The sequence below is a fragment of the Lysinibacillus sp. RS10 genome (genome assembly GCF_041956855.1).
Taxonomy (GTDB): domain Bacteria; phylum Bacillota; class Bacilli; order Bacillales_A; family Planococcaceae; genus Lysinibacillus; species Lysinibacillus xylanilyticus_A.
In genome coordinates, this window is record NZ_CP167122.1 from 3,208,665 (window position 1) to 3,221,099 (window position 12,435).

A 12,435-nucleotide genomic window follows, 5' to 3' on the forward strand; every position below is an offset into this window, starting at 1 on the left:
CTTTTAGAATAAATATGATACACTAAATATAGAAATCGAGTAGGAGGAGGTGATTAACCTCCGACCTCTCCCACCACCGTACATACGGCTCCGTATACGGCGGTTCAAAAGTTTTATGGTTTTAAAATGACTTGGGAGAGACTTTTTAAATTTTGTTTCTCCCAGTATTTATTATTTAGGGCTCTATCTATGATTGGACTATTAGATGTTCGCCAATATCCCTTTCTTGTATTTGCCATTCTATAGGCGTCGTTCGGTCGGATACCAAGTTTCTTAAGGTTGCGACACTTCGTTGTGGTTTTCTTCCATTCTTTCCATCGACACGCTCGCAGTCTTCGGCGTATATGGGCATCCATCTTTTTAGCGTATTTACCAAGCTCTCCGATTTTAAAGTAATTACCCCACCCCTGAATCAGATAGTTGAGGTATTTAATTCTTTCATCCATTCGCATGCTCCGATTACGATTCGTGAGGCGGCGGATTTTATCTTCAAATTTCTGTTTACTTTTCTTTGGCACGTATATCCTTGTTTGTCGTTTGTTTCGATAGAAACTCACTCCTAAGAATATCCGTGCGCTCGGCTTTCCCACTGCGGATTTCTCCTCATTTACCTTAAGCTTTAGTTTCTTTTCGATAAATGTTGTCATCCCTACTTTTACACGCTCTCCTGCTTTTAAACTTTTGACATAGATATTACAATCATCCGCGTAACGAACGAATCTGTGACCTCTTTTATCAAGCTCTTTATCTAGTTCATGGAGAAGAATATTACTAAGTAGTGGACTCAGTGGACCACCTTGCGGCGTGCCTTCTTGGCTATGTACTACAACGCCATTTGCCATAGTACCAGCGTTGAGAAATTTACGGATTAACTTTAAAGTTGGCTTATCCTTAATATATCCCGCAACTAGGGACATCAGTTTATCGTGTTGAACGCGGTCAAAGAATTTCTCAAGGTCCATGTCGACCACGAATTTGTAGCCTTCATCCATATAAGATTGCGCTTGTGCAATTGCTTGATGAGCACTTTTATTTGGCCGAAAACCATAACTATAGTCACTGAAAATTGGGTCGATGATTGGTGTTAAGATTTGAACGACTGCTTGTTGAATGACGCGGTCTGTTACAGTTGGAATCCCTAATTTTCTCGTATTACCGTTTCCTTTTGGAATTTCTACCCGTCTTACCGGTTGCGGTGTATATTGCCCTGTTTGGATTTGACGAATAATCTTTTCTTTATTTTCTTTTAAGTATTGGCGTGTTGCTTCTATATCTTTCGCATCGACTCCAGCAGCACCTTTATTTCTACGTACCTTCTTAAAAGCTTCGTTTAGATTATCTCGGTCTGTTATTAAATAAATTAGTCCATTTGAATCCATATGTTCTCATGGTATAGGTATGCATATGAACAGTTCCACTCTTTTCGTTGCGCGATTCACGTTCTGCGTTTCAAGGCAACGTAAAGTCTTATGATTGGCTGTGTCTTCACTGTCATATAATGTGCCCTTCCATGTTCACTCCTTTCGTTCAGCCCTTCCCCTTATTGGTACTATGGCTTCTGCTGACTTCTGATGATTCAGCTATCTATCGCTAAATAGGTTCTGTTTCCAGGTATTCATCAGATCTCCCGGGGTAAGTCCGTCCACTTTCACCTCATCTATCCGCCACATTTATTGCACTGACTCCCGTGGATATTTTGGATTTTGATTTGTTTAGCAATCTCGTCCAGTCAGAACAACCTCGAATGTGATTCGTATACCTCGGACCAAGGTTTTGCCTCCTGCTTCCTTCAGATTCCACGTCGCCATGGACACCCTTGCACTTGGCTAGTGGTTCGCATATCCCAACGCCCACAGTGAACTTTCATCACCTAGTTGACGGACATGCCCGGCACACTAAAAAAGACTGGATGCGTCAACATCCAGTCAAAACAGCAACAATCATGCCGCACCATAGCGGCTGACCAAGTTAAAGTTATAGCAATAGTCACCTTACTTAGCCGGCAGGGTGGCTATTTCTTTTTATTTTGTGAGACAATAATGCTAAGCATCAGTGTAAGTACTGCAATTAGCAAAAGGCTACACTGTACAATCAAACTGAATGCTTCAAATACTGTCATTGGTTATCTTAAGTAAAGTGTATATAACAAGTAATAAACTCTATAAAATCAACTGCATTTTTTATTATATACTTTAAACATCTAATACGTAATTGAAAAAACTCTACTGCCGATTCAGCCTTAAAAGCCATCCTCTTTTAATAACCATGGAGGATGATTTTTTATTATCGTATCCCATTCTTGAAGAGAGAAGATTTGAACTAACTCTTGTTAGTAATAAGAAAAAGCTATCCTCAAAGTTTTATTAAAAGTCAAGTTATTTTCTACTGTTAAAGATTTAACAATATGACAAATAGAATGTTACACAAAATAATAGCTTTTTGCAGAATTAGTTGAAGGACTAATTCTGCTTTTATTTTTATATAGATGTAGCTTTTTAATAAAGTTCGATTAAAAGTAATTTGCAAACGCTGATTTTATACAGAAAGAAACCAACTGTTTTGAAACAAAGTTTGATCAAAACAGTTGGTTCTTTATTTATCTAGTTTGGTTTTTATAAAAAAGTTTGATTATTTCGGGATGCGAATATTATAGTGATAGGTAAGCCTTTGACGTTATCTCCGGCTTTTCCCCCACTTCACACCGTACGTGCGAGTTTCCCAGCATACGGCGTTCCCATTAATCCAATTCATTCAGATTTTATGTGTAGGCTAAGTTACTACTTAGAGTCAGATTGTGGCGTTCAGACATTGCTTACGCAATTCATTTACTTTCAATAGTTGCTTTTCATCTAATTTCAATGCTTTGAGGAGCATTTGTATTTTCTCGAGGTCTTTTAAGTGGATTAGTCGGTGAATTGATTCGTGGATAATCATTAAATTGCCATAGGAATCATCCTGTGTTAAATAATACGGTGTTTTATGGTGACAGTGCCAACCATTTAAACCTAGTGAGACACCAGTTACAGCACATTTTCCATATTGAGCAATAAACCGACTAATGCGATTATCATTATATTCAATAGAGCGTTGTGGAATAAATTGTTTCATCACATAAGTGAGGGTTTCTTTAGGAATCGCTCGTTGATTGCGATGGATTTTGTGTCTACCTTTGGTAGTATAATTACAAATGTCCTGTGAGAAATTGAGATTAACTCGGCAACGTTGGGCGTGAATAGGAACGAGCATCATTTCTTTAATCTTGTACAACTTACATTCGTATCCTTTATACCGTTTCTGTAATGATTTCGTGAAGTCTGTGAACGTTGCTTCTTTTCTCATTTCTTTCAGTCGATTATGCATAGTTCGATGTGTGCAGTGGTTCAGCTTATTTAAATCTTTTGTGACGTGTGACGCTGCGGCGTAATAATTTTGAATCCCCATTACAACCGTATTAAACCGCCATACATTTTCTACTGATTGATGTTTCTGAATCGCTTTAACAGCTTGTTTAATCGTTAGTTGAGCGTTTTTCAATGCTTTTTCCGTCATGTGAGAGTGTGCGACATATAGCGTACGTTTCGCTGTTTTCTTTCGATGGGCTTTTATGCGAAACCCCAAAAATTCTGAGGAGTTTTTCTTTAAATTTACTACTTTTGATTTCTCTTCACTAACCTCTAAATGGAGGCGATTTCCCAGAAAATCAGTTACCGCATAATACATTCTTATCGCCTGTGAACGAGTTCGACATAAAATTTTAAAGTCATCCGCATAACGGACAATATAACAAGGTTTTAGGTTGGTCTTTTTTAAGGCTTGCATCTTGTTAGGTGGTGTTTTATAGACTTTTTTTGTCTGGAAGTTTTCCCACTGATGACTAACCCACCAATCAAGTTCGTTTAATACGATGTTTGATAACAATGGAGAGAGAATCCCACCTTGTGGTGTACCATTTATCGGTAAACCCTCACCAACAATTTCTGCTTTTAATAATCGAGAAATAATGGATAATAAAGCTTTATCCCGAATCCCTATTGCCCACATTTGTTTAAGCAGTTTCGCATGGTTCACGTTATCGAAAAAGCCTTTTATATCAACATCTATACAATGATAGAAACATCCTCGATTAATTAATGTTTCAAAGCGTGCTTTGGCATGATGTGTGCTACGGTTCGGTCTGAATCCGTAACTATGCTTATAAAATCTCGCTTCGCATATTGGCTCTAACACTTGCAAGATACATTGTTGAAACAATCTATCCCAAATCGTTGGAATACCTAGCGGGCGAGTTTTTCCATTTGACTTTGGAATCAAGACACGTCGAACAGCTTGCGGTTGGTAGAATGAAAACATTTTCCGTACATTCTCGATGACTTCTGAAATGGGAAGGCTTTTTACGTCATTGATGGTAAGCCCATCAAACCCAGAAGTTTGACTACCCGTATTTTTCTTAATATTACGGTAGGCAAGTCGGATATTTTCATCCGATTGCATCAGCTCTACTAAATCATAAAAATTTTGACCATTAGCACTCTGAGCATATAACGTATCGAGATGATACTGCATGTCATAATACTCGCTATGCCTCAATTTCTTTCGTTTTAACAAGTCGGTGGCTCCTTTTGGAGCTGAACCTCTATTAGTCTCGCGGGAACCTTATTAATCGTTGAAGAACTGCCTTGCATGGTGAATAAATCTTGTATTAATCTAGTGGTTATCCCTCCACGTTCATTACACGCTTCAACGGTACTATACCACCACTTTCACTGATATAAAGAGAAGTTATATACTCGCTAATCTCACGATTATTTTCCTTCTCAACGCTTCATCAAGAGTAAGCTCTCCACGTTATCAGCTTACCACGTTGAATATTATCTATTATGGAATAAACTTAGGTGCTTCCTATGGACCTGTTAGCGTTGCATATGCCTGTAACATAAGATGGACTTTCATATAGTTGATTCTTACTCATCCACAGCTAACCCTACATATAGTAGTTAATACATTTCTATATTATGTGCGTCTAGATCCGTACATTCGGAAGTTCGCCAGTAGTACACTAATCTTATGTGTCTTTCATACATTCTCACCATATCTATTCAACCCAAGCATTATGATTTACACCACCCCATCGGGTAGGGTTTCGTCAGCTGAACTGTTACGGTAAATTCTTAAGCCTATTAACCGAGCTTATAACACGCTTTTCCTTACTATATAGCGTGCTATTCGATGCAGGGGGAGCCTTTCTGAGCGTTACCTCATCATTCGACTCCTTGATAATACCCTTCAATTTAAATCATAAATTGCCTGACCTTTACCGAGATTGTGTTCACCACAACTCATTTAAGCCAGGAACGTGTCGCACCAATTAAAGCACCCGTTAGCGTAACAAAACTTCAGACCCCATAATCTGTCCATTATGACGCATGCAGGAGTATTAATGGGATAGTTTCAAAATACATGGTTTTGTCATTCCTATCCTCGGTTATAAAGTTAGGATTTCCGAAGGAATCCCTTGTTTTTTCACACATTAGTGCTTATAACAAAACTTGTCGCGCTGCTCCGTTAGTTAAAGATTCGAGAAGCTAAAAATTTTTATGTTATTGATAACTTGTATAACTAGCATAATTCCCATAACTTAAGAAAAGGTGACTTCCCTAATGGTTATAATTTATCGTTATTGCTTTAATTTTTTGTATCGAATACATATTTTTTATAATTTAAATCAATGACTTTAATTAACCCAAATATAGGTATGGATCTACGTCAAGTTTATAGACACACTCAAGTTAATTTTTTTTGTGTTGCGCAACGTCCATTTTTGGAGTGTTCCACATCCCGAGTAGCCCGTCAAAGTGAAAAGAGCCTTTGACCGCCTACTCGGGATGTAGAGCGGAAAATGTATGGAAGTTGCGCCCGAAAAATGTGGAGGGGTAGATTTCTTTGTACCCCTTTTTTACGCTGCTGCTCGACACATTTTCTCATACGCATCGGGTGTGAAATAATCAATGCTACCGTGGATTCGCTTGCGATTGTACCAGCCTTCGATGTACTTAAATAAAGCTACGCGTGCGGTTTCAAAGCGGTCGTAACGTGTTCGGTATACTTCTTCTTTTTTGAGTGTTGCGTGAAATGATTCGATGCATGCATTGTCATACGGGCATCCTTTTCGACTAAATGATGGGATCATTTCGTATTTCTTTAAGCGTTCACCAAAAACTTCACTTGTATATTGAGAGCCTAAATCAGTGTGTACAATTAGTCCTGGTGCTGGATTTTGCGCTGCTACTGCGTTATCAAGGGCTTCTAAAACTAGGTCAACCGTCATTTTACGACCAAATTTATACCCAATAATTTTCTTGGTGTGACAATCTAATACCGACGCCAAATAACACCAACCATCTTGTACTGTGTGGATATACGTAATATCTGCCACCCATTTTTCATTGATAGTTTCGGTTGTAAAGTCTTGTCCCAACACGTTTTCACGCTCTTCCACGGGTTTCTGTGTTGGCGTCGGACGGTACTTTTTTGTGATGTTTGAACGAATGCCTGCATTTCTCATAACGCGTTGAACGCGATCAATACTACCTGTATAGCCCTCTTGTTTAAGGATTTGAAATATTTTCGGTGCACCATAACGACCGTCACTTTCCTTATGAATGACGCGAATGCGTGCGAGTAGCTTTTCATTAGCAGCATGATAGCTGTTCGGCTTTTTATGAAATGATTGATAATACGTACTTTTAGGCATCTTTAAAATGCGACACATCAATTGAACGGGTTGATGTTCGCTTTCTTTCGTAATGTGGTCGATTAGCTCTTGGTCATCTATTTTTTCGCGAATATGGTCATAGCCTTTTTTAGGATATCTACCTCTTGTTTTAATCGAAGATTTTCCTTCTGGATGGCGGCTACTTCAGCTGCAGTTAACTCCCCAGTTCCTTCAATTGGACAATGGAGTTTAATCCATTTATAAATTGTGACTTCTGACACACCATATTCGCTAGCTAATTGATTGACCGGTGTACCCGCGCGATAAAGCTCGACTACTGTTTGTTTGAATTCTTTATTGTACTTTTTTTGACTCATGGTCGGACACGTCCTCTCTTATACTCAATTCTATTGATTTAACCGAGGTATGTCCACTCATCTATAATACATCCAGTACTAAATATAGAAAAAAGGCATACGGTATATATCCTGCACCAACTGATAAAATTAGTGCAGGAAAAGTTGATGCAATATTCCAGGGTACTAAAGGAGCAATAATTAAAGCAGTATTTCCAATATCTAGTGCAAGATCAGATTTTTTTATATTTCTTTTTATATAGATTTTACTCATAAGTTGATGAGCGGTTATTATTGCAAATGTTTGACTACAGCCAATAAAACAACCAGCAATACTTGCTAAGACCATAGAAAAAAATGTTCCAAACTTTTGACTTGTCATTTCTAAAATGGTCTCGAAATCCTTAAGCATTTTTGTCCCTTCAAAGATTCCTGCATAGCATGATGAGATTATCACGATCAAAATTGTTTTAAGCATTGGTAGTATTCCACCACCATGTAAAATATTTGAAAGGTTATTGTAAGAATTCATTTCATATCCAAAAATTATAAAATGAACTATTTCACCAAATGTTGTAGATTGGAGCAAAAGGCTTTCTATACAAGCAATCATAATACTAACTAACAAGGCTATACGCACATCAATTTTAAAAATTACAAATATCAAAATAATAAGTGCAGGTATTAGAACCATTAAATTTAGATTAAAGGAATTTTGAAGTTCAGTACTAATATTAAGCGACTTAATACTAAGTGGATTTTTTATTGATAGTATTAAATAAATACTAACAGTCAACATAAACGGAACTACTGTTGATAAAGTCATTCTTTTTAAATTGTTATAAAGATTGGTTTCAGTTAAAACCGCAATCAAATTAGCACTAGACGATAATGGAGAAATTCTCTCTCCAATAAAAGCAGCAGTTATTATGGCACCTGCAATTAAATCAAGATTTATATTACTTGCTTTAGCCAAAGTAATAAATACAATCCCAATTGTACCTACCGTTCCGAAAGATGATCCTATAATGAATGAAACAACTAAAGTAATAAAAAAAACTGAGATGATGAAAAGATTTGGATTAATAATTTTTATTCCATAAAATATAAAAGCTGAAATCGTTCCACTACTCATCCAAATGGCAGTAGATGCGCCAATTAATATCAAAAGAATATAAATTTGATTTGTTTTTAATGCACCTTTTAATAACATAGTTAATATTTCTTTTATTTTATATCCTCGTTTTAATGCTAGTAATATTAAAATACTTAAACCAAATAAAAGAGGATAAAAGATGTAAATGTTCTTAAGGATGCAAATAATCAATGTAATAAATATTATTAAAAGTGAAAATACTATATCCATAAAACTCTCTCCCAAATAAAGAATAGTTTTATTTTACTAAACACTTATATATAATAAAAATATCTAAATGATATATCATTAATAGTATTTAGGAATAAATTAAAATTGGAGATTCTTTTTATGGATATCAAACAACTTAAATATTTCCTTGCAATTGCTGATGAAGGCAACATTACGAAGGCAGCAGAAAGATTGCATATGGCACAACCACCACTTAGTAAACAATTGAAATTATTAGAAGAAGAATTGGGTATACAGTTATTCGAAAGAAATACTAGAAATTTAAAAATCACAGAATCAGGGAAAAGATTACACTACAGAGCGAAACAAATTATTGATTTACTCGAAACTACAGTTAAAGAATTAAAGGATTTCGACGAAGGCAAGCGTGGTATTTTAAAAATTGGAACTCTTGCAGTTACGGGTGATGCAATACTTCCTGAACAAATATATAAATTCAATCAAATATATCCTAATATTGGATTTCAAATTATACACCGTAACACACCTGAGATTTTGGATATGTTAAAAAAGGGATTAATAGATATCGGTATTGTCAGAACCCCTATTAATTCAGATTATTTGGATTCTATTTTACTACCAGAGGAACCAATGGTTGCAGTTACTGTTGGAGAACCATTTTGGAAGGAAAATGAATCTTCGAAGATAGAAATATCGGACTTATTTGAACAACCATTACTCGTACACAATAGATATGAGAAAATGATAACACTGGTATGTCAAAATGCAGGATTTGAACCAAATATAATTGGCAGAATCGATGATACTAGATCAATTTTACTTTGGGCAAATTTAGGTATTGGTATTGCAATTGTCCAGAGAGATTGGCTACAATTTTTTGAAAATGATGACTTTAAATATAAGGAAATTGCTGATGAATCATTACTTACTCAGACGGCTATTGTTTGGATGAAAAATCAATATATGACTACTACAGCACGTCATTTCATTGAAACATTTCTCGAGGAATAAAAGGTACAAAATTGAGCTTTTTGGAGCCTCTCTCTTTTAAGAAAGCCTGCCGAAAAGACGGCTACCCTATAGGTCTATCCAATTTCGTTCTCTCCTCTTAGCTCATTTATCGTATTACCGCTAGAAAGCTAATAGAAATAAGCTAACACAAAAGTTTCATCGATGATTCAACTCCTTCATAATGGTTTGGATAATGCGCTCATCTACGCCATTAAAGAAGGAAATCTCAGCTGTAGGAGTTTTGATTGTGCAGCTAGGACTGAAAGTCGATGGAGTTGAATGGTCTAGAGCGATTTTCATGATTTGGATGTAATGTCACAGGAACGATGGTTAATTGAGCTGTAGCATAGGAAAAGCACCTCCTTCATTTTGAACTGCTGCGTGTTTATATGCGTTATTTGAATACGGGCTTACGATCAAACTTTATTTCAAAGATACAATAACCTGTGATTAATAGTCTATACATAGGAAAAAGCGAGTGAACTTAATTCCTTAGCTCATTCGCTTTTTTACTACTCTTCTTTTAATTCTTTAACCAATCTTACTGTTGGTTCTCCTTGGTTCAAAACTAATGTATCGCGTTCTAAACTACATAACACTTCTATATCTTCTCTAGGAAGTTTTAAGTCATATAAAATATCCTGAGCTGTCTTAACTTTCGATTTTAATAATAATTCAATACTCTTTTTCATAATTACAGGCTGTTGTATAGGATAGACATTATCCAAAGGTTCATTTAAACGTATTTTCTTCATTGATATTTGACTGTAGCTTTAAGATTGATTAAAAAGAAACAGTTAATCCATTATCTTTTCAAGAACAAGAACCACTAACTTTACTTTATAGGAACAACTATTTATCCATGTAAAGTTCCCTTACTGAATGCAAAAGCGTAGATTACTGCTTATCCAGATCCAACAACAAATACACAATCAACCGGAAGTTATCAAGCAGAAAACGGCCAATCACTAAATTAGCCTCTAGAAAGAAGTAGGCATCTCGCGTACAAAGATAAATGTGAGAGATGCCTGCTTTCTCTTGTACAGCTAAAGTTGTCTAATCTAGCTGCTTATGACTCAGCGGCAACTGAATTCTCCAGTGGGCACCATACTTGAAGCATAGCGAGTGTTTTTTCCTCCAGATTCTGCTTCTCATTGCTTGAATGTGTCCAGGCAATGTGACCATCAGGTCGGATTAACATTGCATTCATATTTGTGAACTCGCTCCTTTCAATGCGTGCGGCAGTAATATTCACACGGTGAGCAAAACGTTGCAGTTTATCCGCCAATGATTGGTGATCAGGAGATAATATCAGTACGAAACGACCGTTAGGCATCATTTCATAGAGTGTATGCTTTTTCTGGTTCGTATCTCTAAGTGTAAAATTAGGACAACGGCGTCCTGCAAACAATTGCTCAGAACCATTTTCCAAGATTGGTGGATAGGCCACTCCGGTAGCTCCGATCTTCTCCGCAAGCGATAAGTTCACCTCAGGGTGAGCAATCCATTGTGATACAACGTCACGCAGTGCCAGTCCAGCTTGTGAGAAATCGCTCGATAACTTTGACTGTGCTAATGTGCCTTGTGTAAACGTCTTCCCGACGGGTTGCCGCTCGTCACTATAATTTGTAAGCAACCAATCAGCCGAATCACTTCGCACTGCAGCTGCAAGCTTCCAGCCAAGATTAAATGCATCTTGCAGGCCGACGTTCAACCCCTGTCCTCCAGACGGGAAATGAATGTGTGCTGCGTCTCCAGCAAGTAAAACGCGTCCAATCCGATAAGAATCGGCCACCCGTGTAGCATTGCCAAAGCGAGTCAGCCAAATTACAGATTCAAATTCATACTTCGTTCCTGTAATCCGATATATGGATTCGGTGAACTCTTGGAGTGTAACCGGTGTACGACCCGGAATATGCTGTCTAGTCGAATCGATTAATACGAAGCGGCGACTGCCGTTAGGCAGCGGGACAGACACACAAAACCCATGTTCATTGAACACTGTAGTCGGGGTCGCTATTTTTTGATATTCCTGAACGTAGACGTCACCTTGCATAGCAGTGATATTCTCATCCCACCCGGAGAAAGCAACTCCCATATACTCGCGAACAATGCTTCGTGCTCCATCCGCACCAACTACATAACTTGCCTGCAACTCATAACTATCTCCATTTTCGTCACGAGCTTCCAACAACACGAATTGTTCATTCTCCTGTAACGATACAACATTATGTCCGTAGAGGATCTTCACGCCTAATTCCTCAGCATATTCCTTTAACAAACTTTCAGTTATATTTTGTGGAATATACAAGGTGTAGGGAGTATCTGAGTCCAACTTTGATACATCAAGCCAAGTTTCTAGAAATGCATACTCAATCTTAGACTGTGGTTGGCTTTGGGACATGAACCGATCCAGAATACCACGCATCGCTAAAATTTCTATAGAACGCGTATGCAAAGTCAATGCGCGAGGTTGTGGTACAACCTCGATTCTTCGTTCCAATACTACCGCATTGATGCCTGCTATCTTCAATTCGCAAGCCACCATCAAACCTGTTGGGCCGCCGCCTACAATTACGACGTCAAAATTTTTATTATCTTGTACCGCATCTTCATGTTTCTGAATTACTTGATTCATATACTTTGTACCTCCTCATTTTAGTAATATTTTTCAGCCTAACAGGAATGAATATTCATTCCTGTTAGGCTATGAAGTTATTAGAGTCTGCAGACTCTAATCGTATTCCAACGACATTCCTCCACATCAACAAGAAATTCGTTCGATTCCTACACCGCCTTCCACTTTAATTTTATATATTTTCCCTCTATTTCGAAGGCTAAAATTCGCCTTCGTACAGAATGAATATTCATTCCTAATCATAGAATATATCTTTTTCATTATTAATTCAAGAGCTAATCTCTAATGTTCGGTCTACACATCTAATATATATACGTCATAAAAATCACAATTATGTGCACAGCAAAATAAAAAGTGCATCGCTAAAGTG

General features: G+C 37.2%; 8 protein-coding genes. 1 reads left to right on the plus strand and 7 read right to left on the minus strand.

Annotation, left to right across the window (positions count from 1 at the left end; translation table 11 throughout):
• Positions 1–113 precede the first annotated feature (113 nt).
• From ltrA (ACB089_RS16465) to ACB089_RS16485, 5 genes are all read right to left on the minus strand, one after another.
• The gene (gene ltrA / locus ACB089_RS16465) at positions 114–1,379 is read right to left on the minus strand and encodes a group II intron reverse transcriptase/maturase (protein ID WP_374964162.1); all 1,266 of its coding nucleotides are present in this window, start codon (positions 1,377–1,379) and stop codon (positions 114–116) included.
• Between the two features lie 632 nt (positions 1,380–2,011).
• Positions 2,012–2,119: a putative holin-like toxin gene (locus ACB089_RS16470; RefSeq protein WP_220443510.1), complete on the minus strand. Its 108-nt coding sequence runs from the start codon at positions 2,117–2,119 to the stop codon at positions 2,012–2,014.
• 668 nt (positions 2,120–2,787) lie between these two features.
• The gene (gene ltrA, locus ACB089_RS16475; RefSeq protein ID WP_374967545.1) at positions 2,788–4,563 is read right to left on the minus strand and encodes a group II intron reverse transcriptase/maturase; all 1,776 of its coding nucleotides are present in this window, start codon (positions 4,561–4,563) and stop codon (positions 2,788–2,790) included.
• Between the two features lie 1,390 nt (positions 4,564–5,953).
• Positions 5,954–7,089, minus strand: a protein-coding gene (locus tag ACB089_RS16480) for an IS3 family transposase (protein ID WP_374966999.1) whose coding sequence is annotated in 2 segments (ribosomal slippage) — positions 5,954–6,864 and positions 6,864–7,089 — 1,137 coding nt in all. Because the reading frame shifts where the segments join, the coding sequence is not laid out codon by codon here.
• Positions 7,090–7,150: 61 nt separating this feature from the next.
• Positions 7,151–8,434 (minus strand): Na+/H+ antiporter NhaC family protein, encoded by a 1,284-nt coding sequence (locus tag ACB089_RS16485; protein ID WP_374967369.1) that lies wholly within the window; start codon positions 8,432–8,434, stop codon positions 7,151–7,153.
• A 120-nt stretch (positions 8,435–8,554) separates the two neighbouring features.
• Between ACB089_RS16485 and ACB089_RS16490 the strand changes: the two genes are divergently transcribed.
• Positions 8,555–9,427, plus strand: coding sequence for a LysR family transcriptional regulator (locus ACB089_RS16490; RefSeq protein WP_374967370.1), 873 nt, complete (start codon positions 8,555–8,557; stop codon positions 9,425–9,427).
• Between the two features lie 512 nt (positions 9,428–9,939).
• Here the strand turns inward: ACB089_RS16490 and ACB089_RS16495 are convergent.
• Together ACB089_RS16495 and ACB089_RS16500 are read right to left on the minus strand one after the other, a co-directional pair.
• Complete coding sequence (locus ACB089_RS16495; protein WP_374967371.1) at positions 9,940–10,182, minus strand: hypothetical protein; 243 nt, start codon at positions 10,180–10,182, stop codon at positions 9,940–9,942.
• 314 nt (positions 10,183–10,496) lie between these two features.
• Positions 10,497–12,065 (minus strand): FAD-dependent monooxygenase, encoded by a 1,569-nt coding sequence (locus tag ACB089_RS16500; RefSeq protein ID WP_374967372.1) that lies wholly within the window; start codon positions 12,063–12,065, stop codon positions 10,497–10,499.
• Positions 12,066–12,435: the final 370 nt, after the last annotated feature.

What these genes read in the sequence shown, in the direction of transcription:
- ltrA (WP_374964162.1), bottom strand. Translation starts at nt 1,379, where the DNA reads ATGGATTCAAATGGACTAATTTATTTAATAACAGACCGAGATAATCTA.
- ACB089_RS16470 (WP_220443510.1), bottom strand. Translation starts at nt 2,119, where the DNA reads ATGACAGTATTTGAAGCATTCAGTTTGATTGTACAGTGTAGCCTTTTG.
- ltrA (WP_374967545.1), bottom strand. Translation starts at nt 4,563, where the DNA reads ATGCAGTATCATCTCGATACGTTATATGCTCAGAGTGCTAATGGTCAA.
- ACB089_RS16485 (WP_374967369.1), bottom strand. Translation starts at nt 8,434, where the DNA reads ATGGATATAGTATTTTCACTTTTAATAATATTTATTACATTGATTATT.
- ACB089_RS16490 (WP_374967370.1), top strand. Translation starts at nt 8,555, where the DNA reads ATGGATATCAAACAACTTAAATATTTCCTTGCAATTGCTGATGAAGGC.
- ACB089_RS16495 (WP_374967371.1), bottom strand. Translation starts at nt 10,182, where the DNA reads ATGAAGAAAATACGTTTAAATGAACCTTTGGATAATGTCTATCCTATA.
- ACB089_RS16500 (WP_374967372.1), bottom strand. Translation starts at nt 12,065, where the DNA reads ATGAATCAAGTAATTCAGAAACATGAAGATGCGGTACAAGATAATAAA.